Here is a 26,442-nt window from a genome sequence, read left to right on the forward strand (position 1 = left end):
ACTGAACGGGAGTTACACCTCCCGACCAGCCTGACAGACCCGGTTCTTGCCTTGCCGCTTGGCGCTGTAGAGCGCATGGTCGGCCTGAGTGAACAGAGGGTCAAAGTGCCACTCCCCTTGCCAGTGGGAGAGTCCCATGCTGACCGTGATGGAGAGGCCGCCCATGTTGCGGTTCGCGACCTCCTCCAGCAATCCCTCGCAGCGCTGCAGGGCCAGCACGCCGGGCTGCGAGAAGAGCAGCACAAACTCCTCGCCACCGAAACGACTGCACACCAGATCGGGCTGACTACCCAGATAGGCACCGAGCTCGGCCAGCACCCGATCACCCACCTCATGGCCATGCTGGTCATTGATCTGCTTGAAATCATCGATGTCGAGCACGGCCAGCGCGCCACTGTCACCCCACTTTTGCTGCTTCAGCTGCTCCATAAAGCCACGCCGGTTGAGCAGACCGGTAAGAGGGTCATGGCTAGCCTGCTGGCGCAGCGCCAGCGCACGATACTGGGTACAGAGCAGCAGCACCCCGAAGGTGGAAAGATAGCTCCCCATCAACATGGAGAGGAAGGGCAGCACATTGACCCCGCTCTTATCCATCAGCATCTGTACGTTGTCCTGCCAGAGGAACCAGAGCCGCATCAGGTAGAAGGCGTAGAGCAGCACGTTGACCAGGGTAAAGACCATCACCGCCGGCAGATAGTGGGGGTAACCGTGGCGCCAGACCAGATAGACGATCACCGCACCCAGCATCATGTAACTCAGGCAAGCCAGCAACACCCGGGACGCCATCCCCCCCTCCACAATGCACCAGCTCAGAAGCAGCAGATAGACCAGCATGAAGAGCCCCCCGGCACGCCAGTTCGGGGGCTGTCCGAAAAAGCGCTGCAGCGCCGGCGGCATCAACACAATGCAGAGCGTGATCAGGGTATTGGCCAGCCAGATGCCGGAGGAGCTGGGGAAAAATGCCTGTAACGAGAAAAGTATCTGGGCCACCAGCGCACAGAGACTGGACCACCACCATAACCCGATGCCCGGGATCTCCCGGTGGGTCGACCAGATAATGGAGAGCGTGATAAACCCGAGGCTATATCCCCCCAATGCCATCACCATCAGGGTAAATACATCCAGCTTCAGCAACAACGAGACATCCATATCAAAACCAGGCAGAGGGAGGTAAGTGAGTATATGAGAACCGTTTGCCAAGACCCAGAGACCCTGACTGTTTTCACAATAAAAACATATTGTTCGTCTGTTTTTCACACCACCAGATAACTCACACCATTCCGCTATAGCAGGTTTGAGATATGCAAGAAAGATAAGCCCAACCAGAATAGAGCCACATACGAGCCCCTCTCTATGTAACAAAATGTCTTGGGGATAATTTGGGCTTGAACCCACCCCATTAGATAGATATGTTGTTTTCGTGTGATTTTATGAATGAAGCCATGAGCAATAAATGTCTCTAACCTGTTGAGTCTTCTGACACAATCTGTTTTTGGTACATTTTTCACTCAACCACTATTCATAGCATCTCATATGGGGCTTTTGTCCCGCTCAAGACATTCATCCTGTCTTGCCTGTTGCCGGATGCAGCAGTCTCTTGTGCCACGGAGTCGCACGGGATCAGGTTCAAGGCCGAACACACCACCGACAGAGACGTCACTTATGATCAAAAAACTGATTCTTTCTACCCTGCTGTTTTGCGGGATCGCCACGGCGGCCCCGACCCCTGCCCCCACCTCCACCCTGGATGCCGTACTCGAACGCGGCGTGCTGCGAGTCGGCTTCGATGCAGGCTATCAACCCTTCGAGATGACCAACAAGCAGGGCCAATACATCGGCTTTGATGTGGATCTCGCCAAGATGGTCGCCAAAGAAATGGGCGTGAAGGTCGAATTCGTCAACACCGCCTGGGATGGCATCATTCCGGCGCTGCTGACCAACAAGTTCGACGTCATCATGGGCGGCATGACCGTCACTCCCCAGCGCAACCTGCGGGTCAACTTTGCCGATCCCTACATCGTGGTCGGCCAGACCATCGTCCTGCGCAAAGAGAAGGCGGGCGAAATCAAATCCTTCACCGACCTCAACGACCCGAAATACAAGATCGCGGTCAAGCTCGGCACCACCGGCGAGCAGGCAGTCAAGCGCCTGATCCCCAAAGCCACCCTGCTGCAGTTTGAAACTCAGGATGACGCCAAGCTGGAAGTGATCAACGGCAAGGTCGATGCGTTCGTCTATGACCTGCCCTACAACGCTATTTTCGCCTCCCAGAACAAGGGCGCCGTGGTACACCTCGACAAGCCGTTCACCTTCGAGCCGCTGGCCTGGGCCATCCGCAAAGGGGATCAGGACACCCTCAACTGGTTCAACAACTACCTGCGCCAGATCAAGGGCGATGGCAGCTACGACCGTCTCTACAAGAAGTGGTTCGAATCCAACGCCTGGCTGAATCAGCTCAAATAACCTCCAGGGGGCGGCACATGCCGCCCCTGCACCACGCAGCTCCCCACACAATAACGAGAAGAGGTTGTGACTGTGCACACACCCAAACCGACAAGACAGATGGAAAAACAGCCCAATCAGCTACTCTGGCATGGGGTTTTCCTGCTGATGCTGCTGGTTGCCGTATTCGGCATCTACAAGGCTGTCCAGTCAGTGGATTACACCTGGCGCTGGGAACGCATTCCCCAATACATCGCCTATCAGGCGGAGCAGAAGAATCTCGCCGAATTTGACGGCACCGTGATGGCGGGCACCAGCGAGGCCGAGAAGGGCAAGCTGTTCCTGCAAGACGATCTCGATCCCAATGTGCGGCAAGCCATCGCCAGTACCGGCGTACAAGTCGCCGAAGGGGATACCGTTTTTCGTGGCGATACCCTCGACACCCAACTGAGCTGGACCGCAGGCCCCATCGCCTGGGGCGTCTGGGTCACCGTCAAGCTCTCGCTGGTGGCGGGCATCTTCGCCATCCTGCTCGGTACCCTGGCCGGGCTGGCGCGTCTCTCCCCCAATCCCGCCCTGCGCAATCTGGCGGTCACCTACGTTGAGCTCATCCGCGGCACGCCGCTGCTGGTACAGATCTTCATCGTCTACTTCTTTATCGGCACCGTGCTGAACCTCGATCGCTTCACCGCCGGGGTCGCCGCGCTGGCGGTCTTTACCGGTGCCTATGTGGCGGAGATCGTCCGCGCCGGCATCAGCTCCATTCACAAGGGGCAGATGGAGGCGGGCCGCAGCCTGGGAATGACCTCCGCCCAGACCATGCGCTATGTCATCCTGCCGCAGGCGTTCAAGCGGGTGCTGCCACCGCTGGCAGGCCAGTTCATCAACCTGATCAAGGACTCCTCGCTGGTCTCGGTCATCTCCATCACCGATCTGACCAAGGCGGGGCGCGAGGTGGTGAGCTCCACCTTCAGCCCGTTCGAAGTGTGGTTTACCGTGGCCCTGCTCTATCTGGTGCTGACCGGCACCCTCTCTTTCCTGGTACGCCGTCTCGAGGTGAAATATGCACGCAGCAACTGATCCCATCATCAAGGTGCTACAGGCATCGAGAAGTGCAGCCATCACTGGCACCCCCTTCGCCTTCCCGGTTCGTTTTCTGGAGGCGAAATATGCGCGCAGCAACTGATCCAATCATCAAAGCGACCGGTGTCGAGAAGTTCTACGGCAGCGAAGTGCATGCCCTGAAAAATGTCAGCACCGAGGTGGCCGAAGGGGAAGTGGTGGTGATCGTCGGCCCCAGTGGCTCGGGCAAGTCCACCTTCCTGCGCACCCTCAACCAGCTGGAGACCATCAACGACGGCAATATCGTGGTCGATGGAATCAGCCTGACCGAGCCCGGCGATGTCAACAAGCTGCGGGAAGAGGTGGGCATGGTGTTCCAGTCCTTCAACCTCTTCCCCCACCTGACGGTGCTGGATAATATCTGCCTCGCTCCGCAGAAGGTGCGCGGCCTGTCGCGCAAAGAGGCCGAAGACAGAGCCAAGGCCCTGCTGCTGAAAGTGGGGCTGTCGGTGAAAGCGGCCAGCTATCCCTCCCAACTCTCCGGCGGTCAGCAACAGCGGGTGGCCATCGCCCGGGCGCTCGCCATGCAGCCACGCATCATGCTGTTTGACGAGCCCACCAGTGCGCTCGACCCCGAAATGGTGGGGGAAGTGCTGGATGTGATGAAGGGGCTGGCCCGCGAAGGAATGACCATGGTGGTGGTGACCCACGAGATGGGCTTTGCCCGCGAGGTGGCGGATCGGGTGCTCTTTATGGAGAGTGGCGAACTGCTGGTAGATGAAAAACCGGCCGACTTCTTCGACAATCCCCCCTCCCCACGCCTGCGCCAGTTCCTCAGTCAGGTGCTGTAGCCAACACGCTCTGCTGGATAAACGAAGAGGGACCGCAAGGTCCCTCTTCTTGTGCGCCACGCTGAGCAGGCTTAACCCAGCTGAACCCGAGTGCCCCTCTCATCGGCTCAGCGCGGGGACTTTCCCAGATAGCGCTCCACGATCACTTTCACCCCGTCACGTTTTTTGAGCTGATAGAGCTCCTTGTCAAACTGGTCGATAAAGGCCTGTTTGTAGGGATACTCCCCCTTGCGGCTGTAGCCGAGAAACCCCTGCTCCTTGCTGAGCACCGGCCCCTGTTTGAGCAGGGACATATCGGCCACCGCCAGCTGATCGGCCTTTATCATGTTGAGCAACTCATAGAGCAGGGAGAGGCGATCATTGATGGTGCAATCGACCCGGCCGCGAACAATCTTGAGCAGGTTCTCCCGATTGCTTTTCACCTCCTCCACGTCGATCTGCTTCTCTTTTACCGCCAGCCAAAAGGCATCGCCGCCGACGGCAAAACCGGCGTTCATGCCAAAGCGTAAACCATGATAGTCGAGCGGAAATCTGGCCTGCGGGGTATTAGCCGCCACACTGGCGCCGCACATCACCACCAGCTCTTCATTCAGCATCGGCTGGGAGTAGGGCCACATATAAGGGCGGGTATCGGGCATGTAGTAGGGTGGAAAGATGGCGAAGGCGGCCCCCTGTTCCACCATGCTCAGACCGCGCCGCCACGGCATGGGCTTGAGCACCACCTCATAGTCAGGCATGGCAGAGGTCACCTCGCGGATGATGTCAGCATAGATCCCCCTGACCTCCTCCCCTTCCTGCCAGGAGTAGGGGGGATAGGCGGCATCCGCCAGGATCTCGACCCGGGTCTTGGCGTGCGCCATCATGCACAACCCCAACAACAAGCAACACCAGACGCGCATAAGCCAGCACCTCCTGAAAAAGCCTGCATCAAGCATAGTCATCCACTGCGCCTTCCTCTGCTGGCGCGCCATATTTCATGCCATCTCTTCGTTGGCTGAAAAATGTTAATGAAATATTAAAACCATCCTTTATGCTGGAGAGCAATTGCTCTGAATGGATGGCCGCATATGGATGTGCAACTGCTTCTGCTCTATCTCTCCCCGATTTTTCTGGCCTTTATCGGCTGGGAGATGCTCTACCTGCGCAAACATGGCGCGGCCTTTCCCACCGCCACTTACCAGTGGCGGGATCTGTTCGCCAACGCCGCCCTGGCCCTGATGCACCAAGGGGGCGATGCGCTGGCGGCCATCGCCATTGCTTATCTGTATGACACCCTCTGGGGCTGGCGACTGTTCGACATCGACCTCACCTTCTGGAGCGTATTGCTGCTCTTCCTATTGCAGGATCTCTGTTACTGGCTGTTCCACTTCACCAGCCACCATGTCCGCTGGCTGTGGGCCTCCCACGTGGTGCATCACAGCTCGGAGCGGCTCAACCTCTCCACCGCTTTTCGCCAGAGCCTGATGTATCCCATCTCCGGCATGTGGCTGTTCTGGATCCCGATGATTGTCATCGGCTTCCCGCCCGAGGCGGTGGTCGCCACCGTGCTATTGAGTCTGGGTTTCCAGTTCTTCGTCCACACCCAGGTGGTGGGCAAGCTCGGCTGGCTTGAGTGGATCTTCAACACCCCCTCCCACCACAGGGTGCACCACGCCAGCAACGCCAAATACATAGACCGCAACTTCGCCGGGGTGCTGATCATCTGGGATCGTCTGTTTGGCACCTTTGTGGAAGAAGACCCGGCCGAGTCGTGTCGCTTTGGCATCACCAAGCCGATCCACAGCTTCAACCCCCTCACTCTCACCTTCCATGAGTGGCGCGACATGCTGCGTGACGCCCGTGGCCTACCCTGGCGACAAAAGCTCGCAGTGCTGTTTGGCAAACCGGCCGGACCTGCCAGCCGCTGAGCCTTCGCATCGAATAGCAACTACCGGATAGCAAGCCCCTGATAACCAGTCCTTGATAACAAGAGAGCGCCACTGGGCGCTCTCTTTTATGGTCTGCCATATCTTCGGTGTCAAAGATGGGCGAACGACCAGACGGCGGGGATCAGGCTCAGCAAGGTCACTCCGGCCAACAGCCGTTCGCGACCACTCAGGCAAAGATCTGCGCCCAGCTGACGGCGGCTGTAGAGAAACAGCAGCAAGCCCGGCCCGTAGAGCAACAACGACAGCAGCAGATACTCCACCCCGGCGGCATAGAGCAGCCAGAAGCCGTAACCGCTCGCCACCAGTGCCACCGCCCGCATCAGGCCTCGGCCCTGCCCACTCTCTCCCTCCTTGCTGAACGAAAGCTTGAGCAGAAACAGGCCGATCAGCAGGTAGGGCACCAAAATCATCGAGGTGGAGATAAGCAGCAGACTGGTGTAGCCCTTGCCGAGCAGCCACACCAGCAGCAGGCAAGTCTGCACCGTCACGCTGGTGAGCCAGAGCGAGGCGATAGGCGTCCCATTGCGGTTCTGGCGCCGGAAGATTGCGGGAAATGCGCCGTGGCGGGCTGCGCTGAACGGTACCTCCGCCGAGAAGAGGGTCCAGCTCACGTAGGAGGCAAGCACCGAGACGATAAGGCCGACGCTGATGAGCAGCTTGCCCCAGGAGCCGGTCATCTGGGCCATCAGCCCTGCCATGGAGGGGTTGGGCAGCGCCGCCAGCTCGGGCCGACTCAATATTCCGAGCGCCAGCACCGAGATAAGCACATAGAGCAGCAACGCCAATACCACGCCAAGCACAGTGGCCGTGCCCACATCTCGCCGGTTTCTGGCGCGGGCCGACAGCACCGCTGCCCCCTCGATACCGGTGAAGACCCAGAGAGTGATCAGCATGGTATTGCGCACCTGCTCGGAGACCGGTACCGCCAGGGTGCTGCCCTGCTGATCCGCCGCGAAAGTGACCGGATCGAACCAGTAGCAGGCAAACAGGATAAACAGCAGCAGCGGCAGGCTCTTGGCCAGGGTAGCCACCAGATTGAACAGCGCCGCCTGCTGCACGCCGCGGGCCACCAGCAGATGCACCGCCCAGAGGATGCAGGACTCGCCGACAAACACCGCCAAAGTGTTTCCCTCACCAAACCAGACCTGCTCCGGCGTATCGACGAAGCTGCCCAGCGCCGCAAATGCGATCACCAGATAACCCACCACGCCGATGGTGGCGCAGAGCCAGTATCCCCAGGCGGAGAAAAAGCCCACCAGATCGCCAAAACCGGCGCGGGCGTAGCTGTAGATGCCGCCGTCGAGATCCGGCCTTAACCGCGACAGATAGAGAAAGCTCATGGCGAGCGCCAGGATGCCCACTCCCGTCACGCCCCAGCCGATCAGCACGGCGCGCGCCCCCGCCACCTCGGCCATGTTCTGGGGCAGGCTGAAAATCCCCGCCCCCACCATGGAGCTGAACACCAGCGCGGTGAGTGACCAGAGCCCAATCTTGCTCTCTTTCATGGAAGCTCCTTAGCGCAACCGGCTGCTCAGCGCCTGAATATGCTCGGGGCCGATGCCGCAGCAGCCGCCGATGAGGCTAGCCCCGGCCGCGCGCCAGCGCTCGGCCCAGCCGAGATAATCCAGCGGCCCCAGATCGCCGCGTATCTCGTCCAGCCCGTCATTGGCGGTGGCCTCTTTGGGTTGCGGTGGGAAGGCGTTGGCGTAAGCACCGAGGCGGATGTCGATGCGACCCAGCGCCTGCAATCGGGTGCGGGCAACCTCGAGGGCCCCCTCGATCACCTCGGGCTGACAGCAGTTGAACAGGATGGCATCGACCCCGGCCGCCACCAGCGAGGTCACCGCATCAGCCACCTGCTCGCCGGAACGCAGTCGCGGCTTGTTGCCCGGCGCCTCATCTTCCAGGGTGAAGGAGACCCAGAACGGCTTGCCGTCATCAGGCAGCAGCGCTTTCAGGGCCAGTGGCTCGGCAATCAGGCTCATGGTCTCGGCCAGCCAGATATCCACATAGGGGGATAGCGCCCGGATAAGCGGCGTGGCCAGCTCGTTCACCCGGTCCGCCTTGAACAGGTCGGCACGGTAGGAGCCAAACAGCGGCGGCAGAGAACCCGCCACCTGCACGGCCCCCTTCTGCTCGTCAGCCACCTCACGGGCCAGTTGACCAGCAAGCGCTGCCAGCCCCTCCCCTTCGGCAAAGAAACGCTCATCGCCGATATGAAACGGCACCAGCGCATAGCTATTGGTAGTAATGACCCTGGCCCCGCTCGCCACATAGGCCTGATGCACATCACGCACCGTCTCTGGCGCCTCCATCAAGGCCAGCGCCGACCACTCGGGTTGACGAAACGGTGCCCCCCGCCGTGCCAACTCGCGCCCCATGCCCCCATCCAGCACCCACAATTCCCTGGTTTCCATCTGTCGTGTCTCTTTGTTATGTGCGTTGTTTATTTGCGTATTTATCTGTTTGTTTTGTTGATCTGCGGTTTCGCATCGAATCGCTGCAGATCGTCCTGCTTCATCCTGGGAAGCCCTTTTATTATGCAGCCATAAAAACATATGGATGTTTAGATGGCCAAAACAAGATAAAACAAAGTGCCACGGGCGGCAATCAGTATCAGCAGAAATCAGCGTGCAAACGGCGAGGCAAACGCAGAAATGCAAGAGGCCACCCTAAGGTGGCCTCATCACAATCTTGATCCGCTGGTAACTTAACGCCCGGCCAGCACTCGCTTAATCTGTTTGACCCAGTCGGAGACCCGGCCCTGCTGCGGCAAACCGCGCCAGATCTGCTCCCATTGGGCAGGGCTGAGCGGACGACCGAGGCGACGCTGCACACCCGCATAGAGGTAGTCATGGGCCGTGGTGGCCGCATGCTCGGAGGTGAGGAATTTGGAGACCGGATCGGTCAACCGCACATCCCGCATGCCGAGCAGCGGATAGTCGTTGTGCACCGCAGCCAGCATGGTCTCGCGCATGGCGGACTCGATATAGCCACGGGCAAACAGGGCGGTCACCGACTCCAGCGATCCCAGATCCAGGCCGTGATACTGCTCGTCAAAGACCGGGCTCGGCTCGGCCATGCCACTTTGTACCACCGCATCGGGATCCGGCTGCGGCACGACCACGGCAGGCTTGGGGGTTACCGGCTTGGCTGCCACTGTGGCTTTGCGCGGCGCACTCTGACTACAGGCACCCAGTGCCAGGGCGAGCGCGACACAGGCCAGCGCACGGGAATGAGACTGCATCTTCATGACTCTTATATCGCTCCTTTTACGATTCCTGAGCTGGCTTCTCGGCCACAGCCGGTTCGACCCGGGTAACCAGCAGCTGGTCAATCTTGTAACTGTCGATATCCACCACTTCGAACTTGTAACCGGCGTATTTGACCGAGTCAGTGCGCTTGGGGATCTTGCGCAGCATATACATGATAAAGCCGGCGATGGTCTCGTAGTTCTGGTTCTCGGGGAACTCTTCGATATCGAAGGCGCGCATCACGTCGGAGATGGGGGTAACCCCGTCCACCAGCCAGGAGTTCTCGTCGCGCTGGACGATCTGCTCTTCCACCACGTGGGTCGCCCACTCGCCCATGACAGTACTCATCAGGTCATTCATGGTGACAATCCCCACCACCAGCGCATACTCGTTCATCACCACGGCAAAGTCACCACGATGATTCTTGAAGTACTCCATCGCCTCATAGAGGTTCAGGGTATCGGGGATGATGATGACGTTCTGCACCAGGTTGCCACCGATCAGGTCGATGCTCTGGCCGCCGATAACGCGGATCAGCAGCTCTTTGGCATCGACAAAGCCCTTGATGCTGTCGAGGTTGTGGTCACAGACCAGAAACTTGTTGTGGGGATGTTCGGCGATCTTCGCTTTGATGCTCTCTTCACTCTCTTGAAGGGTGAAGTAGATGAGGCTCTCGCGGGCCGTCATGGCAGAGGTGACACCAAGGGACTGCAACTCGAACACGTTCTCGATGAGCTGATGCTCCTCACGCTGGATAACCCCCGCCTCGGCACCGGCATCCATCACGGCATAGATATCGTCGGAGGTGATCTCGTCGTTGCGCACCGTGGAGACACGCATCAGACGGAACAGGGAGTTCGCCAATCCGTTGAAGACCCACACCAGCGGCATCAACACGGTGACGAAGAAGAGCATGGGGCGTACCACCACCACGGCAATCTGCTCGGGCATGGTCATGGCCAGACGCTTGGGCATCAGATCGGCGATCAGGATAAACATGCCGGTGACGAACACGAAGGAGGCACCGGAGCTGATCTCGCCAAGCCAGGGGCCCTGGTAGAACTGGGAGACAATTCCCTTGATGGCAGGGTTGAGGGCAGACTCCCCCAGGATACCGCCCAGAATGGCGACGGTATTGAGGCCAATCTGCACCACGGTGAAAAAGTTGCCCGGTTGGGCCTGCAGGGCCAGCACCTTTTCGGCCTGGCGATTACCTTCATCCGCCATCACCTGCAATTTGATTTTGCGAGACGCGGCGAGAGAGATCTCGGAGAGGGAGAAGAACACACTGCCGCCAACCAGCAGCATTAAAAAGAACAAACTATCGGCAAAACTCATGATTAACCTATTGCTACACCCGCCTTAGCACAAGACGGCAAACTGGGCCCGGGAGACCGGACCGTGAGCCCATCCGGGACTCACACAGGGGGAGTATTCTATCAGAAAACAGCCAGTTGGGGGCTTTATCTTACTCCGACCAGTTATGCAACAAAAAAGGCGCTTCACGCGCCTTTTTATTCACTTCCGGTTAGCCCTTGCCCAGCAGGGTGCCCAGATCATCCGCCTTGGTGTGGCGCACATCCTTGCCTTTCACGTAGTAGACGATGTACTCGCAGATGTGCTGGCAGCGATCGCCGACCCGCTCGATGGCACGCGCCGCCCACAAGACGTTGAGCACCTGGGGGATGGTGCGGGGATCTTCCATCATGTAGGTCATCAGCTCGCGGATGATGGACTCGTACTCCCGGTCTACCTTGTCATCTTCCTTGTAGACAGCCAGCGCCGCATCCAGATCCATGCGGGCGAAGGCGTCGAGCACATCGTGCAGCATCTTGATGGTACGACGGCCCATGTTCTCCAGAGACACCAGCGGCGGCTGCGGCTTGTTGGCGTTGTCGGTCAGCATGCGGGCGATCTTGTCGGCCACGTCGCCAATGCGCTCCAGATCGGTGATGGTCTTGATGATGGCCATCACCAGTCGCAGGTCGGAGGCTGTCGGCTGACGCTTGGCGATGATGCGGGTGCACTCCTCGTCGATCGCCACTTCCATGGCGTTGACCTTGTGGTCGTTGGCCACGATTTTGCGGGCCGCATCGAGATCCTGATCGTGGATCGCTGCGATGGCGTCGGTGAGCTGCTGCTCCACCAGACCGCCCATCACCAGCACCTGGTTGCGCACGCTCTCTAGCTCGGCATTGAACTGACCGGAGATGTGTTTATTGAGGTTCATATTGTCCATACAAATAATCCTTGATTGCTCCGATTATGCCTTAGCCGTTGAACCGACTGCCAATCTGTTTGCTGAGATTCATCCTCTCCTCTCCTTAGCCGTAACGACCGGTAATGTAATCTTCGGTCTTTTTCTTGGCCGGGGTGGTGAAAATGGTGTTGGTATCCGAGTACTCGATAAGCTCGCCCATATACATGAAGGCGGTCTGATCCGACACTCGCGCAGCCTGTTGCATGTTGTGGGTCACAATCACCACGGTGAACTGGCTCTTGAGCTCGTTGATCAGCTCCTCGATGGTCAGGGTGGAGATGGGGTCGAGCGCCGAGGTCGGTTCATCGAGCAGCAACACTTCCGGCTCAATGGCGATGGCACGGGCAATCACCAGACGCTGCTGCTGACCACCGGAGAGACCGAAGGCGTTGTCATGCAGACGATCCTTCACCTCGTCCCACAGGGCCGCACCGCGCAGAGAGCGCTCGGCGGCCTCATCCAGGGTACGGCGATCATTGATCCCCTGCAGGCGCAGACCATAGACCACGTTCTCGTAGATGGACTTGGGAAACGGGTTCGGACGCTGGAACACCATGCCCACCTGACGGCGCAGGGCAGAAACATCGACGCTCTTGTCATAGATGTTGTGGCCGTGCAGCTGAATTTCCCCCTCGATGCGGCAGATCTCCACCAGATCGTTCATCCGGTTGATGCAGCGCAGCAGGGTCGATTTACCACAGCCTGACGGGCCGATAAAGGCGGTCACCTGCCCTTTGGGGATCTTCATGTTGACGTTGAACAACGCCTGCTTGCTGCCGTAGTACAGGTTGAGATCCTTCACCTCCAGCGCGGTCTGCTCCGGGGTCAGGTTGAGCAGGTCCAGCGCGGTGTGCTGGGTAGACGTGGTCGTTACGTTGATCATCTGTTACCTCAAAATCTATCTGGAGTGGCCGGACAGCTGCCGGCGCCCCTCACGTATTGGTGCAGAGAGATGGCGGCTCGCGCTCGGCCGCCCCTCTGTTATCTCACTCTTGTATCACTCAAGAGGCGCCGGATTAATGCTCCAGCGACCGGAATTTCTCGCGCAAGTGGTTACGAATACCGATAGCGGTCAGGTTCAGACCCACGATCACCGTCACCAGCAGGAAGGAGGTGGCGTAGACCAGCGGGCGGGCAGCCTCAACGTTGGGGCTCTGGAAGCCGACGTCATAGATGTGGAAGCCCAGGTGCATGAACTTGCGCTCCACATGCAGATACGGGAAGTTGCCATCCATCGGCAGGGTCGGTGCCAGTTTTACCACCCCCACCAGCATCAGCGGCGCCACTTCACCGGCTGCACGGGCAATCGCCAGAATAAGGCCGGTCATGATGGCCGGACTCGCCATCGGCAGCACGATGCGCCAGAGGGTTTCGGCCTGGGTCGCGCCCAGTGCCAGCGAGCCCTGACGGATGGTGCTCGGGATCCGCGCCAGCCCCTCTTCGGTGGAGACAATCACCACCGGCAGGGTCAGGATGGCCAGGGTCAGCGCCGACCAGATCACGCCGGGTGAACCAAAGGTTGGGCTCGGCAGCGCTTCCGGGTAGAAGAGGCGGTCGATGCTGCCCCCCAGGGTGTAAACGAAGAAGCCCAGACCAAACACGCCGTAGACGATGGAGGGCACGCCCGCCAGGTTGATCACCGCAATGCGAATGATCTTGGTCAGACTGTTCTTACCCGCGTATTCGTGCAGGTAGACTGCCGCCACCACCCCCAGCGGGGTCACGATGATCGCCATCAGGAACACCATGAACACCGTGCCGAAGATAGCCGGGAACACCCCGCCCTCGGTGTTGGCTTCACGGGGATCGTCAGAGACGAACTTGCCGATCTGGTGGAACCAGTGACCCACCTTGGCCAGCAGGCTCATGTCGTTGGGCCATACCACGTCCAGTACCTTGGACATCGGCATGGTCACCAGCTCGCCACGCATATCCTTGACGGTGATGGCGTCGCGGTCCGCTTGGCTACGCAGGGAGAAGAGCTCTTTTTCCAGCACCTGATAGCGATCGTTGAGGGCCTGACGCTCGCTGGCCAGTTCGGCTTTGAGCTGATCGGTCAGCTTGTCATCCAGCTCGGCCTTGCGCTCTTTCAGGCGCAGCCGCTCCAGTTGATAGTTGATGCTGCCGATGTCCCCTTTTTGCAGATCGTTGGCCTGTTCGGAGAGGGCATTGGCTCGCGCCAGCACCCGCTGCAGGGCAGGATGCAGATCAGAGGTGAGCTCGCGGCCATCCTCTTTCACCCCGACGATATAGCCATAGAAGTTGCCGTTGGTGGCACGCTCAACCATGGCCAGCTCAGCTGGCTGGCTCTGGGACTTGATGTCCGTCTCCAGCACCCAGCGAAAATCGAGGTCAACGAACTCGCGGTTGCCGGTCTTGACCAGATAGCGGGTCAGCAGCTCGCGCTCTTCCCCTTCCAGTGGCAGACCTGCAGCGCGCAGTCGCTCCACCGGTACCTGCTCGCGATCGTTGATCTCGCCGATCAGTACGCTCTTGTTGCCGCTGGCATCTTCCAGCTGCCACTCATAGATGGGGTGCGGCCAGAAGTAGACCAGACCACGCCAGCCGATCAGCAGCAGCAGACCCAGTACCGCCACCAGACTCAGGCTGACGGCACCGCCGGTCATCCAGATCCAGGGGGCCCCTGATTTAAACCACTTACCCATTGTCGATTCCTTGTCCATTACAGAGTCGCCCCTTACATCGAGCTGTATTTTTCACGCAACCGCTGACGGACAAACTCGGCCAGGGTGTTGAACAAAAAGGTGAACACAAACAGGACAAAGGCCGCGAGGAACAGTACCCGATAGTGGGAACTGCCCACTTCCGATTCCGGCATCTCCACCGCGATGTTGGCGGCGAGGGTGCGCAGCCCCTGGAACATGGAGAAGTCCATGATGGGGGTGTTGCCGGTAGCCATCAGCACGATCATGGTCTCGCCCACGGCGCGGCCAAGGCCCATCATCACCGCAGAGAAGATGCCCGGGCTGGCAGTGAGGATCACCACCCGGCTCAGGGTCTGCCACGGGGTGGCCCCCAGCGCCAGCGAGCCCTGAGTCAGGTGCTTGGGCACCGAGAAGACGGCGTCTTCGGCGATGGAGAAGATGGTGGGGATCACCGCAAAGCCCATGGCGATGCCGACCACCAGGGAGTTGCGCTGGTCGAACTTGATGCCCATGTCGTGGGTCAGCCAGATGCGGGAATCCCCGTGCATGAAGGCGTTCTCTATGATGGGGCTCAGGGCGAAGGCCCCCCAGCCAATCAGCAGTAGCACCGGGATCAGCAGGATGGCGTGCCACCCCTCCGGCAGCCAGGACTTGCCGCGCTCCGGCAGATAGTTCCAGAGCAATGCAGTCAGCAGCATCCCCATCGGCAGCAATATCAGCAGCAGGATCACCCCGGGCAACGCACCCTCGATGATCGGCGCCAGCCACAGACCCGCCAGGAAGCCCAGGATAACGGTCGGCAGCGCCGCCATGATCTCGACCGTTGGCTTGACGTATTTGCGCAGCCCCGCCGACATGAAGTAGGCGGTATAGATGGCACCGGCCACGCCGAGCGGCACAGCAAACACCATGGCGTAGAAAGAGGCTTTCAGCGTACCGAATACCAGCGGCACCAAACTCAGCTTGGCTTCAAAGTCGTTGCTGGCGGAGGTGGATTGCCACACATACTGGGGCTCCGGATACCCTTCGTACCACACCTGTTGCCAGAGGGCAGACCAGGTCACTTCGGGGTGTTCGTTCTCCACCGAGAAGAGCTTGAAGGTATTCCCTTGCTGCATCAGCAACAGGTTGTGACGGGGGGAGATGGCCAGGGCAGAGAGTTCACCCCCTTCCACCGTCTCGGTCAGCAGCTTGGTCTCGCCGGTGGCGTGGAAGAAGCTGATGATGCCGTCCTTGTCGGCACTGATGAAGCCTTTGCGAAAGTGCTCGGGAGTCAGCAGATCCACTGCGCCATCGCCCTTGAAGTCACGGATCTGGGTGAACTGGCGTTTGCCATCCTTTGCCACTTCGAACCACTGTGAAATCACGCCGTTGTCATTACCCACCAGCAGTGAAGAGGCGCCGGAGAGCAGCTGAACCCGGGTCACATTGGCGTTGGGGGCATTGATCTCCAACACGTTGCGCAGGGAGATTTCGCTCAGGTTATGAATGTCATAGACGGAGAGGCGATTACCCTCGCGCACGAACAGGATCCGCAGATTAGGGGTCAGCAACATCTGATCCACATGGCGCGGCAGGGAGGGAATCGTGTAGTTTTCACTGCTCCACTCAATCTCCCCGGAGATGAAGTTCTCCTCACCGCTCATCACCGTCATCACGCCACGACCATCTTCGGTCACGGCGGCGGTCGCCATCTTGTCCTTGGTGGCTTCGAACACCATCAGTTGCAGTGCCTTCCCTTGCGGGTCGATCACCACCGGCTCTTCGCCGAAGGGATATTGCAGGCTGGGTTCAATCACCCGCACATCGTTGGGATAGGAGACCTTGAACGCTGGCTGGACGACCTGCGCCTTGCCATCGGCAAAGCCGTAAGCAATCAGCCGCTGGCCCGGTGCCGGGGTCGCTACCGTGGTGATGTCACCAGCAACCTGGGCCTGACCCAGTGACTGGCCGACCTTGATCTTGTCATCTCCCTGCACCGCAAAGAAGTTGACCTGCCCTTTATCGCTGAAGCGATAGCCGATCTCGTTCTGCTCTTCCACGCCGAGCCAGGCGGTCTTCCCTGCGGCAGGCAGGGTAAACGAGGCAGTCGGCTCCATGGAGGCGCCATTGAAGATGGGTTTCACCACATAGAGCAGATAAAAGAAGATAAGCAGCAGCGCCACCAGTACCAGGGCTCCGCCTGTGGTGACGCCATATTTGGCCAATTTATCCTTGATCCGGCGTTTTCTACTGCCCGCCATGACCAGGTTTAACGATTCCGATGACATGCAAGACCTCAATGTAAGCTAGGCTTCGCGGCATTATATGGCGGTTGCATGACAGTTTTGTTACATCGAGAGCGCTTTAACAGAGGTTGTTAACGGAAAAATGGGCGGGGATCCTTTCGAAGGAAAATGGACGCAATATATTGTTTATAAAGGGATATTTATGAGGATAATCAGCAAGGGCAGCCTGCGCTGCCCCCGAATGATTCAGGAAAGGGTATCGTTTGATTGTTGCAACGCCAGTTTGGCCGCCTTTTTCTCGGCGCGGCGGCGCTTGAAGAAGGCCGACAACTGAGCCGAGCAGGCATCGGCCAGCACGCCGCCGGTCAGCTCAACGCTGTGATTGTGGCGCGGGTCCTGCAAGATCTCGAACACCGACCCCGCGGCACCGGTCTTGAGATCTCGGGCGCCGTAAACCACCCGCTTGACCCGGCTATGGATCAGCGCACCTGCACACATACAGCAGGGCTCCAGCGTCACATAAAGAGTGGTGTCGAGCAGCCGGTAGTTCGCCAGCTGCTTGCCCGCCGCCCTGATTGCCATCACCTCGGCATGGGCACAGGCATCGTGTTCGCTGATGGAGCGGTTCCACCCCTCGCCCACCACCTGACCATCCATCACCAGTACGGCACCGACCGGGATCTCGCCAATCCCTTCGGCCCGGGCAGCCAATGCCATGGCATGGCGCATCCACTGTTCGTCCAGCTCGGTTTGACTCGGTGTCTCTGGGACCTCTGATGGTTTCACGCCCATCCCCTCTTTATATTGTTCAAGTTTGCATTCCAGCTATCCATACCTGTCAGATGATTCCATAGATAGCAGGCATGATAGCTCGCGGTGACAGGGCGGCGATTATGCCAAATCTGCACGTCAGACCCAAGCCGCATCCCGACTGAGCAATAAAGAAGCAATCGGCATCTCTATGATAAAAAAGGAGTTGCACCCGTTTGGCCATGCTATTAGACTCCCTCCCCGTCAGCCGAGTCTGACTCCGTCGGTGTGTAGCGCAGCCAGGTAGCGCATCTGCATGGGGTGTAGAGGGTCGGAGGTTCGAATCCTCTCACACCGACCATTTTCCCCGAGAATAGCCCAGTCAAACGACTGGGCTATTTTTTTGCCTCCGATTTATCCTCCTGACAACGCCAGCCTACCAAGAACAAAAAACACTCAGAACCACTTGAATCTTTTTGCCGAACTCATTAAGATGCGCAACTTTCCGCCGGTAGACAACACAGGGAGGTGGAAACACGAGTGAAGGGATCACTGTCCGGCTTGCGTGCAACACAGGACCAGGCATGAACCAGAACACCGATTTCGCACCCGCCATTACGCTTTACTCCGTTCCTCACGACACCCCTTGCCACACCGAAAGCGAAAATGAACAGGTCATCCAGCTGGATGTGATCGATCTTGCCGAACCGGATGATGACTATTGAGCACGGCCAGATGGCTGCTCAATCACCGGCACATCGCCTGTTCAACGCTCTCCGTTTCAGGTCCTTGGCGAGAAATCTGCAAAAAACGACAAACTGCTAATTCTATCAAGGATGGCAGTATTATTGACTGATGTGTCTCCCCCTTCCCTCTCCGGCATTCCCCCCGACAACTGATACAAACCTACGTTATTGCGCTTCACTTTCCATCGTTGCAACCGCTGGTGCCAACAGAGCCTGCATCACCAAGCTAAGTTTAAAACGAACGTTCACTAACTAGGTCTAGCAATAGCAAAACATTCATTGCCACATTCAAACGCACTTTATACGGCTGTTTTGGCAAAGCCTGGAGTTAGGTCGGGATTTGTTTTTGCATTTGTAATTTTATTACGTAATAAGTTACATAACGAGGCGCAGGGTAACGGCCCAAATTAGCCGTTGTTCGATGGGAAAAAGCAGGAGCATAACCATCTGCGTAGAGTTTTTATACCAATCAAATAAAGCAATAAAAAACATCAACTTAACCATATCCAAAAAACAAGTGTTTAAAAAAAACTGTTGACGTACTCAACAATATTTCGCACCTTATCAATCGTGTTACCCCGTTGTTGCGGGAACGTTTCAGGAACAGGGATTCGACTTTAGTCGTAGTTAGTAAGTTCAAAATGTAATTCTCAAAGGAGTGAACCTTATGTCGGCACCGGCTCAGACCCACTGCAGCGCCCGCCTTCGCATCCAGGGCGAGATGCTGCCCGAATACGCGCAAATTCTGACGCCGGACGCGGTGGCTCTGGTCTCCGAACTGGTGGAACGTTTTGCTCCCCAAAGAGGGGAATTGCTGAAACAACGTGTGGCACGCCAGGCCCGTATCGATGGCGGCGAGCTGCCGGACTTCCTGCCGGAAACCGCCCACATCCGTGAAGGTGACTGGACCATTCGCGGCATTCCCGCCGACCTGCAAGACCGCCGTGTGGAGATCACCGGCCCGGTCGAGCGCAAGATGGTGATCAACGCCCTCAACGCCAACGTCAAGGTGTTCATGGCGGATTTCGAGGATTCACTGGCTCCCGCCTGGAATAAGGTGATCGAGGGCCAAATCAACCTGCGAGATGCGGTCAACGGCACCATCTCTTACACCAGTCCGGAAGGAAAGGCCTACACCCTGACCCCCAATCCGGCGGTGCTCATCTGCCGGGTGCGCGGTCTGCACCTGCCGGAAAAACATGTCACCTTCGATGGCGAGCCCATCCCCGGCGGTCTGTTCGATTTTGCCCTCTACTTCCTGCACAACTATCAGGCGCTGCTGGCCAAAGGCTCGGGCCCCTACTTCTACGTGCCCAAGTTGCAGAGCCATCTGGAAGGGCGCTGGTGGAGCGAAGTATTCGCCTGGACCGAGGACAAGTTCGGTCTGCCCCGCGGCACCATCAAGGCCACCGTGCTGATTGAAACCCTGCCAGCCGTATTCGAGATGGATGAGCTGCTCTATCAGATGAAGGATCACATCGTTGCGCTGAACTGCGGCCGCTGGGACTACATCTTCAGCTACATCAAGACCTTGAAGAACCATCCGGATCGCGTCCTGCCCGACCGCCAGGTGGTAACCATGGACAAGCCGTTCCTTTCCGCCTACTCGCGGCTGCTGATCAAGACCTGTCACAAGCGCGGTGCGCTGGCGATGGGTGGCATGGCCGCCTTTATTCCGGCCAAGGACGCTGCCGCCAACGAGCAGGTCTTCGCCAAGGTCAAGGCCGACAAGGAGCGCGAAGCCAACAACGGCCACGATGGTACCTGGGTCGCCCACCCTGGCCTCGCTGATACCGCCATGGCGGTGTTCAATACCACCATTGCGGCTGGCGCCAAGAACCAGATCGGCGTACTGCGCGAGCAGGATGCCCCCATCACTGCCGCCGACCTGCTGGCCCCCTGTGAGGGCGAGCGGACCGAAGCAGGCATGCGTACAAATATCCGGGTCGCCCTGCAATATCTGGACGCCTGGATCAACGGCAACGGCTGCGTGCCCATCTACGGTCTGATGGAAGATGCCGCCACCGCCGAGATCTCCCGCACCTCCATCTGGCAGTGGATCCGCCACGGCAAGAGCCTGTCGAACGGCAAGGTGGTGACCAAAGAGCTGTTCCGCCAGATGCTGGCCGAGGAGCTGGAGGTGGTCAAAGCCGAGGTGGGCACAGCACGCTGGCTGGCAGGACGCTTTGCCGAGGCGAGCGAACTGATGGAAGAGATCACCTGCGCCGACACCCTGATCGATTTTCTGACGCTGCCCGGTTACGAGCGGCTCTGAATCACGGGCCCCCAGCGGGGCTCGCCAATAACAAGTCAATGGAAACGTGAAATCAATGAAAGAGGGAACTGATATGGCACTGACCCGTGAGCAACAGATCCAGGCTATCGAGAAAGACTGGGCGGAAAACCCCCGCTGGAAAGGGATCAAGCGCGGCTACAGCGCCGAAGATGTGGTGAACCTGCGCGGCAGCTTGCAGCCGGTGCACACCCTGGCCCAGCGTGGAGCCGACAAGCTGTGGGGTCTGATCCACGGCGACGCCAAGAAAGGCTACGTCAACTGCCTCGGCGCCCTGACCGGCGGTCAGGCGGTGCAGCAGGCCAAGGCGGGGATCGAGGCGATCTACCTCTCCGGCTGGCAGGTGGCGGCGGACAACAACTTGTCCTCCACCATGTATCCGGATCAGTCCCTCTACCCGGCCAACTCCGTACCGTCCGTGGTGGAGCGCATCAACAACTCCTTCGCCCGTGCCGACCAGATCCAGTGGGCCAACAAGGTAGGACCTCAGGATGAGGGCTTTATCGACTACTTCCTGCCGATCGTGGCCGATGCTGAAGCCGGTTTCGGCGGCGTGCTGAACGCCTTCGAACTGATGAAGGGGATGATTGAAGCGGGCGCCGCCGGCGTGCACTTCGAAGATCAGCTGGCATCAGTCAAGAAGTGCGGTCATATGGGCGGCAAGGTGCTGGTACCGACTCAGGAAGCAGTGCAGAAGCTGGTTGCTGCCCGTCTGGCAGCCGATGTGTGCGGCACCACCACCCTGGTGATCGCCCGTACCGACGCCAACGCCGCTGACCTGTTGACCACCGACGCGGACCCGTACGATGCAGACTTCCTGACTGGCGAGCGCACAGCCGAAGGGTTCTACAAGGTGCGTGCCGGTATCGATCAGGCCATAGCTCGCGGTCTGGCTTACGCCCCCTACGCCGACATGGTGTGGTGTGAAACCGCCAAGCCGGATCTGGACGAAGCGCGTAAATTTGCCGAAGCAATCAAGGCCAAGTTCCCGGATCGCATCCTGGCCTACAACTGCTCCCCGAGCTTCAACTGGAAGAAAAATCTGGACGATGCCACCATCGCCCGCTTCCAGCAGGAGCTCTCCGACATGGGCTACAAGTACCAGTTCATCACCCTCGCGGGTATCCACAACATGTGGTTCCACATGTACGAGCTGGCCTACCAGTACGCCCGTGGCGAAGGGATGAAGCACTACGTCGAGATGGTGCAGGAGCCGGAATTTGCCGCCGCCAGCCGTGGCTACACCTTCGTGGCACACCAGCAGGAGGTTGGTACCGGTTACTTCGACAAGGTGACCACCGTCATTCAGGGTGGCCAATCCTCGGTGACCGCACTGACCGGCTCCACCGAAGAAGATCAGTTCCACTAATAAGAGAGCTGCCTTGAAATAGCAAAACCCCGGCCTGATGCCGGGGTTTCTTTTTATCTGCCATTCAAACGAAAGTCAGGCCACAACCGCACACCGCAGAGAGGATCAGAGCTCGAGGATCTCTTTGACAAAGGGAATGGTCAGCTTGCGCTTGGCGCGAAATGAGGCGTTGTCGAGCTGATTGAGGGTGGTGAGCAGGGTGCGCATATCGCGGGAGAGTCGGTTGAGCAGGAAGCGGCCCACATCGATGGGCAATTTGAAGCCCCGCAGCTCGGCACGCAGCTGCAGGGCACTGAGCTTGCCTTCATCATCCAGCTCTTCGAGATGGAAACTGACACCCCAGTCGAGGCGCGAAGCGAGATCCGGCAGTTGCAGTCCCAGTTTGCGCGGTGCGCTGCAGCCGGTGACCACCAGCGTCCCCTCGCCCTTCTCCTGCCAGCGGTTGTAGAAATCGAACAGCGCCCGCTCCCACACGGCATTGCCGGCGATCGCCTCAAGGCTGTCGAGACAGACCAGCGGCAGGCTTTCGAGGGCATCGAGCATGCTGGGATCGAGCTGTTCAAATTGATCGAGGGAAAGATAGGCCGCCGCCGCATCGCGGGCGTTGACCTCGGCACAGGTGGCGTGGAGCAGATGAGAGCGTCCGGATCCCTTGGCTCCCCAGAAATAGAGGAAAGGCGATCCCTGACCGATGGCCGCGTTTTTGAGGGCGGTGATCAGATGAGCATTGTTGCCGGGATAAAAACTGACGAAGGTTTCATCATCCGGTAGTTGTACGGCTAAAGACAGTTGGGCCGGTTGCTTCACTCGTTGGGCTTTGACTGTGACATTTGTGGCTAAGTGTATCATCGCAAAGGCAGATAGAGAACCGCCCGGACAAGCCGGGCGGTCTACAAAAGCCTTATAAAATCAGGGCTGCGACCATTGGTAACGCAAACCGCTGCCATTATCGTCAACCTTGCGCAAACGACTCTCAAGTTGCAGCGCCCGCACCAATTCGGCCTGCTCCCCTTGCAGGGTAAAGTTGAAGGTGACCTGGTCCCCCTCCAGCTTGCCGATCGCCACCTTGCTGACGTTGGCCATCCCCTGCAGCATCTTCTGCACGGCGATCATGCTGTCCACTTCGGAGAGGCCATCTACCACCAGGGTCTGGCTGGTTGCCGGACCAGAAATGCGGGCACCGTAGTTTTTCACTAGCCAGGCCGCCAGGGTATCGGCAAACCCTTGCGCCACTTCGGCCTGAGTGCCGGTGTTATTGCCACGGGTCAGCTCGGCCACTTCACCGGCCGCTTTGGGGCCGTAGAGTCCCCAATCGATGCTCCACTTGTCACCTTCCGGTGTCAGCTTGCCCAACACCACCATCTCGGCGCCATAGCGCTGGCTTGCCTGCAAAATCGGGTCGGCAAAGCGTCCCCAGACGTCGGTGGCACTGACCGCCATGTTGTCATCGAGATCCATCAGCGGAATGCTGATGGGCAGCCCCAGCGTCTGGGCCTGCTCGCGCAAGGCTTGCGCCCAACCATCGCTGGATTGATCCGCCAGCAAGCGACGCTCACCCTGATCCACCACCAGCCAGATGGCCATTTGGGGACGAGCCGGGCCAAGCAGGGCAAACTGGCTCTCGGAGACCAAGCTGTTGACCTTGTCACTCTTGAACTCGGCCTTCAGATATTTGACGGAGTCCTGATCCTGATAGCCATAGCTTTTGACATAGTCGCCCGGGGCCGCCAGCGCCTTGACCACCACCGGCTGGGTGAGGATGTCGCGCTTGCCGGTCACCTTGATCAGCACCTGACCCAGTGCCTGCCCTTGAGCGGCCACCATGTCACCACTGGTCGGGGCCTTGCCCTGATAGAGGTCGGTCACCTGAGCGGCCGAGGCCATGAATGACAAGCCGCAGCAGAGGGCGGTCACAACACGTTTGAACATGAACAGAGTCTCGAAATGGGAGAGTGTGCTAATGGTAGCGGCAAGGCGCATCCTGCGGCAAGGCTGGCACAAGCGGCCACAAACAGCAGAGCCGGCGATGCGCCGGCTCCGATCACCCCTTCCACATGGGAAGCAGGTCAAGGCATAAACTTATTTGGTACCGAAGATCTTGTCGCCTGCATCGCCCAGACCCGGCACGATGTAGCCTTTCTCGTTCAGCCCCTGGTCGACAGAAGCGCAGTAGAGCTCTACGTCAGGGTGAGCGGCTTCCAGCGCCTTGATCCCTTCCGGCGCGGCAACCAGTACCAGCACCTTGATGGATTGGCAGCCTTTCTTCTTCAGCAGATCGATGGTGGCGATCATGGAACCACCGGTGGCCAGCATAGGATCGATGACCAGCGCCAGACGCTCTTCGATGTTGCTGACGATCTTCTCGAAATAGGGAACCGGTTGCAGGGTCTCTTCATCGCGGTAGATACCGACCACGCTGACGCGGGCGCTCGGCATGTGCTCCAGCACGCCATCCATCATGCCAAGGCCGGCACGCAGGATAGGTACGACGGTTACCTTCTTGCCTTTGATCTGGTCAACTTCTACTGGCCCATTCCAGCCATCGATGATAACCTTCTCGGTTTCGAAGTCAGAGGTCGCTTCATAGGTCAACAAACTGCCCACTTCTTTGGCCAGTTCACGGAAACGCTTGGTGCTGATATCGCCTTCACGCATCAGACCGATCTTGTGTTTGACCAGGGGGTGTTTGACTTCAACGACTTTCATTATTATCTCCTCTAACCTGCCGCAAAAAAATCGCGGAATCATACAACAAAAGCCACCGCTTGTAGAGCATTTCCGCGCAAAAACGCGCAAACGATTTCCTTTCTGGTTTTTCACCGCCACTGTTAGAATACGCCCCGAATTTTACCCTCCACTTCTTTACATGACGGGGAATACTCGTGACTGACAAAACCTCACTGAGCTACAAGGATGCTGGCGTAGATATCGATGCTGGCAATGCACTGGTTGAACGTATCAAGGGCGTGTCAAAGCGCACTCGTCGTCCTGAAGTCCTTGGTGGTCTTGGCGGCTTTGGGGCCCTGTGTCAAATCCCTGCGGGCTACAAGGAGCCGGTACTGGTCTCCGGCACCGATGGTGTGGGCACCAAGCTGCGTCTCGCCATCGATCTGAAAAAGCACGACACCGTCGGTATCGACCTGGTGGCCATGTGCGTCAATGACCTGATAGTGCAAGGCGCCGAGCCGCTGTTCTTCCTCGACTACTATGCCACCGGCAAGCTGGACGTGGACACCGCGGCCGCGGTAGTCACCGGGATCGGTGCCGGTTGCGAGCAATCAGGCTGTGCCCTGGTGGGCGGCGAGACCGCCGAGATGCCGGGTATGTATGAAGGGGAAGACTACGACATCGCCGGTTTCTGCGTCGGTGTGGTGGAGAAGAGCGAAATCATCGACGGTAGCAAGGTCGGTGAAGGGGATGCCCTGATCGCCCTGGCCGCCAGCGGCCCTCACTCCAACGGCTTCTCCCTGATCCGTAAGATTCTGGAAGTCTCCAAAGCAGACGTGCATCAGCCGCTGGGGGACACCACCCTGGCCAACGCCCTGCTGGAGCCGACCCGCATCTATGTGAAACCTGTGCTCAAGCTCATCAAGGAGTGCGAGATCCACGCCCTCTCCCACATCACCGGCGGTGGCTTCTGGGAGAACATCCCCCGCGTATTGCCTGCCAATACTCAAGCAGTGATCGACGAGCAGAGCTGGCAGTGGCCGGCGGTGTTCAGCTGGCTGCAGCAGGCTGGCAACGTCACCCGTCACGAGATGTATCGCACCTTCAACTGCGGTGTCGGCATGATCATCGCCCTGCCCGCCAACCAGCTGGAGAAGGCGCTGACCCTGCTCAAGGCGGAAGGCGAGAACGCATGGCACATCGGTCATATCGCCAAGGCAGCAGACGGTGAGGAGCAGGTCGTCATCAAATGATGCGGATCCTCGTCCTAATCTCTGGCAGCGGCAGCAACCTGCAGGCGATCCTCGACCACTGCGCCAGCGGCAAGATTGCCGGTGAAGTGGTCGGCGTTATCAGCAACAAGGCCGATGCCTATGGTCTGGTTCGCGCCAAAGAAGCTGGCGTGGCGACCTCCATTCTGGCCCAGCAGCAGTTTGCCAGCCGGGAGGAGTATGACGCCGCCCTGCTGGCGCTGATGGCAGACTATCAGCCGGATCTGGTGGTGCTGGCCGGGTTTATGCGGATATTGAGCGGTGATCTGGTGCGCCATTTCGCCGGGCGGATGATCAATATCCACCCCTCCCTGCTGCCCAAGTATCAGGGCTTGCACACTCACCAACGCGCCATAGATGCCGGTGACAGTGAACACGGCGCCAGCGTCCACTTCGTCACCGAAGAGTTGGACGGGGGCCCGGTGATCCTGCAGGCCCGCGTGCCCATCTTTGAAGGAGACACGGCGGACGAGGTAGCAGCACGGGTGCAGGCGCAGGAGCACAGCATCTACCCGCTGGTGGTTCGCTGGTTCTGCGAAGGCAGGCTGCAGATGGTAGATGGCGCCGTGCAACTGGATGGCGCCCTGCTGGGCTCCGCTGGTTACGCCTGCGAGTAAGCAGACGTCTTGTCGAAATGTGAAAAAGGAGGCCGATG

General features: G+C 58.8%; 24 protein-coding genes and 1 tRNA gene. 11 read left to right on the forward strand and 14 right to left on the reverse strand.

The genetic code is table 11. The features are described from left to right. Positions 1 to 12: 12 nt before the first annotated feature. Positions 13 to 1,149 carry a GGDEF domain-containing protein gene (locus I6L41_RS08995; RefSeq protein WP_101529763.1) on the reverse strand — a complete coding sequence of 379 codons (1,137 nt, stop codon included), beginning with the start codon at positions 1,147 to 1,149 and terminating at the stop codon, positions 13 to 15. Between the two features lie 513 nt (positions 1,150 to 1,662). Between I6L41_RS08995 and I6L41_RS09000 the strand changes: the two genes are divergently transcribed. The 4 genes from I6L41_RS09000 to I6L41_RS09010 all read left to right on the forward strand — a co-directional run bounded on the left by I6L41_RS09000 (position 1,663) and on the right by I6L41_RS09010 (position 4,355). Continuing rightward, complete coding sequence (locus I6L41_RS09000) at positions 1,663 to 2,463, forward strand: transporter substrate-binding domain-containing protein (protein WP_201955798.1); 801 nt, start codon at positions 1,663 to 1,665, stop codon at positions 2,461 to 2,463. Positions 2,464 to 2,562: 99 nt separating this feature from the next. Next, entirely contained in the window at positions 2,563 to 3,522 is a 960-nt protein-coding gene (locus tag I6L41_RS09005) for an amino acid ABC transporter permease (RefSeq protein WP_019445267.1), read from the forward strand. Then, positions 3,506 to 3,628 carry a hypothetical protein gene (locus I6L41_RS20840; protein ID WP_265177556.1) on the forward strand — a complete coding sequence of 41 codons (123 nt, stop codon included), beginning with the start codon at positions 3,506 to 3,508 and terminating at the stop codon, positions 3,626 to 3,628. The genes I6L41_RS09005 and I6L41_RS20840 overlap by 17 nt, the downstream gene beginning before the upstream one ends. Continuing rightward, positions 3,612 to 4,355, forward strand: a complete 744-nt coding sequence (locus I6L41_RS09010) for an amino acid ABC transporter ATP-binding protein (protein ID WP_203116275.1) — start codon at positions 3,612 to 3,614, stop codon at positions 4,353 to 4,355. The genes I6L41_RS20840 and I6L41_RS09010 overlap by 17 nt, the downstream gene beginning before the upstream one ends. A gap of 107 nt (positions 4,356 to 4,462) precedes the next feature. Here the strand turns inward: I6L41_RS09010 and I6L41_RS09015 are convergent, their stop codons facing one another. Further along, positions 4,463 to 5,254, reverse strand: a complete 792-nt coding sequence (locus I6L41_RS09015) for an ABC transporter substrate-binding protein (RefSeq protein WP_216951155.1) — start codon at positions 5,252 to 5,254, stop codon at positions 4,463 to 4,465. A 168-nt stretch (positions 5,255 to 5,422) separates the two neighbouring features. Here I6L41_RS09015 and I6L41_RS09020 point away from each other — a divergent pair, with 168 nt between their 5' ends. Then, positions 5,423 to 6,262 (forward strand): sterol desaturase family protein, encoded by an 840-nt coding sequence (locus tag I6L41_RS09020; RefSeq protein WP_216963511.1) that lies wholly within the window; start codon positions 5,423 to 5,425, stop codon positions 6,260 to 6,262. A 110-nt stretch (positions 6,263 to 6,372) separates the two neighbouring features. On the opposite strand, the gene I6L41_RS09025 is transcribed toward I6L41_RS09020, so the two are convergent. The 9 genes from I6L41_RS09025 to tadA form a co-directional block, all read right to left on the reverse strand. Beyond that, entirely contained in the window at positions 6,373 to 7,788 is a 1,416-nt protein-coding gene (locus tag I6L41_RS09025) for a basic amino acid/polyamine antiporter (protein WP_216963513.1), read from the reverse strand. 9 nt (positions 7,789 to 7,797) lie between these two features. Next, positions 7,798 to 8,700 carry a homocysteine S-methyltransferase family protein gene (locus I6L41_RS09030; protein WP_216963515.1) on the reverse strand — a complete coding sequence of 301 codons (903 nt, stop codon included), beginning with the start codon at positions 8,698 to 8,700 and terminating at the stop codon, positions 7,798 to 7,800. A 293-nt stretch (positions 8,701 to 8,993) separates the two neighbouring features. Beyond that, positions 8,994 to 9,536, reverse strand: a complete 543-nt coding sequence (locus I6L41_RS09035; RefSeq protein WP_216963517.1) for a hypothetical protein — start codon at positions 9,534 to 9,536, stop codon at positions 8,994 to 8,996. A 19-nt stretch (positions 9,537 to 9,555) separates the two neighbouring features. After that, positions 9,556 to 10,875 (reverse strand): hemolysin family protein, encoded by a 1,320-nt coding sequence (locus I6L41_RS09040; RefSeq protein ID WP_005334094.1) that lies wholly within the window; start codon positions 10,873 to 10,875, stop codon positions 9,556 to 9,558. A gap of 190 nt (positions 10,876 to 11,065) precedes the next feature. After that, a complete protein-coding gene (gene phoU / locus I6L41_RS09045; protein ID WP_005334097.1) occupies positions 11,066 to 11,776 on the reverse strand; it encodes a phosphate signaling complex protein PhoU in 711 nt (236 codons plus the stop codon). 85 nt (positions 11,777 to 11,861) lie between these two features. After that, on the reverse strand, positions 11,862 to 12,680 hold the full coding sequence (gene pstB, locus I6L41_RS09050) for a phosphate ABC transporter ATP-binding protein PstB (protein WP_005334102.1): 819 nt from the start codon (positions 12,678 to 12,680) through the stop codon (positions 11,862 to 11,864). Positions 12,681 to 12,813: 133 nt separating this feature from the next. Next, positions 12,814 to 14,463, reverse strand: coding sequence for a phosphate ABC transporter permease PstA (gene pstA / locus I6L41_RS09055; RefSeq protein WP_064336777.1), 1,650 nt, complete (start codon positions 14,461 to 14,463; stop codon positions 12,814 to 12,816). A gap of 32 nt (positions 14,464 to 14,495) precedes the next feature. Further along, positions 14,496 to 16,733 (reverse strand): ABC transporter permease subunit, encoded by a 2,238-nt coding sequence (locus I6L41_RS09060; protein ID WP_216963519.1) that lies wholly within the window; start codon positions 16,731 to 16,733, stop codon positions 14,496 to 14,498. A 204-nt stretch (positions 16,734 to 16,937) separates the two neighbouring features. After that, the gene (gene tadA, locus I6L41_RS09065; protein WP_234898553.1) at positions 16,938 to 17,420 is read right to left on the reverse strand and encodes a tRNA adenosine(34) deaminase TadA; all 483 of its coding nucleotides are present in this window, start codon (positions 17,418 to 17,420) and stop codon (positions 16,938 to 16,940) included. 305 nt (positions 17,421 to 17,725) lie between these two features. Here tadA and I6L41_RS09070 point away from each other — a divergent pair. The 4 genes from I6L41_RS09070 to aceA all read left to right on the forward strand — a co-directional run bounded on the left by I6L41_RS09070 (position 17,726) and on the right by aceA (position 21,849). Further along, positions 17,726 to 17,802, forward strand: a tRNA-Pro gene (locus I6L41_RS09070). Positions 17,803 to 18,025: 223 nt separating this feature from the next. Further along, the gene (locus tag I6L41_RS09075) at positions 18,026 to 18,166 is read left to right on the forward strand and encodes a hypothetical protein (protein ID WP_005334106.1); all 141 of its coding nucleotides are present in this window, start codon (positions 18,026 to 18,028) and stop codon (positions 18,164 to 18,166) included. Positions 18,167 to 18,854: 688 nt separating this feature from the next. Beyond that, positions 18,855 to 20,462: a malate synthase A gene (gene aceB / locus I6L41_RS09080; RefSeq protein ID WP_216963521.1), complete on the forward strand. Its 1,608-nt coding sequence runs from the start codon at positions 18,855 to 18,857 to the stop codon at positions 20,460 to 20,462. Between the two features lie 73 nt (positions 20,463 to 20,535). Then, complete coding sequence (gene aceA, locus I6L41_RS09085) at positions 20,536 to 21,849, forward strand: isocitrate lyase (RefSeq protein WP_005344572.1); 1,314 nt, start codon at positions 20,536 to 20,538, stop codon at positions 21,847 to 21,849. A gap of 105 nt (positions 21,850 to 21,954) precedes the next feature. Here aceA and hda read toward each other — a convergent pair whose 3' ends face one another. The 3 genes from hda to upp all read right to left on the reverse strand — a co-directional run bounded on the left by hda (position 21,955) and on the right by upp (position 24,555). After that, complete coding sequence (gene hda, locus I6L41_RS09090; protein ID WP_013723920.1) at positions 21,955 to 22,656, reverse strand: DnaA inactivator Hda; 702 nt, start codon at positions 22,654 to 22,656, stop codon at positions 21,955 to 21,957. Between the two features lie 102 nt (positions 22,657 to 22,758). Beyond that, positions 22,759 to 23,778 (reverse strand): DUF2066 domain-containing protein, encoded by a 1,020-nt coding sequence (locus I6L41_RS09095; protein ID WP_088869418.1) that lies wholly within the window; start codon positions 23,776 to 23,778, stop codon positions 22,759 to 22,761. Positions 23,779 to 23,928: 150 nt separating this feature from the next. After that, on the reverse strand, positions 23,929 to 24,555 hold the full coding sequence (gene upp / locus I6L41_RS09100) for a uracil phosphoribosyltransferase (protein ID WP_005334115.1): 627 nt from the start codon (positions 24,553 to 24,555) through the stop codon (positions 23,929 to 23,931). Positions 24,556 to 24,731: 176 nt separating this feature from the next. Here upp and purM point away from each other — a divergent pair, with 176 nt between their 5' ends. Together purM and purN are read left to right on the forward strand one after the other, a co-directional pair. Continuing rightward, complete coding sequence (gene purM, locus I6L41_RS09105) at positions 24,732 to 25,769, forward strand: phosphoribosylformylglycinamidine cyclo-ligase (RefSeq protein WP_021231046.1); 1,038 nt, start codon at positions 24,732 to 24,734, stop codon at positions 25,767 to 25,769. Beyond that, positions 25,766 to 26,404, forward strand: a complete 639-nt coding sequence (gene purN, locus I6L41_RS09110) for a phosphoribosylglycinamide formyltransferase (RefSeq protein WP_139435723.1) — start codon at positions 25,766 to 25,768, stop codon at positions 26,402 to 26,404. The genes purM and purN overlap by 4 nt, the downstream gene beginning before the upstream one ends. Positions 26,405 to 26,442 lie beyond the last annotated feature (38 nt).

Origin of the sequence: Aeromonas sp. FDAARGOS 1411 (assembly GCF_019047125.1) — a bacterium.
GTDB lineage: Bacteria > Pseudomonadota > Gammaproteobacteria > Enterobacterales > Aeromonadaceae > Aeromonas > Aeromonas veronii.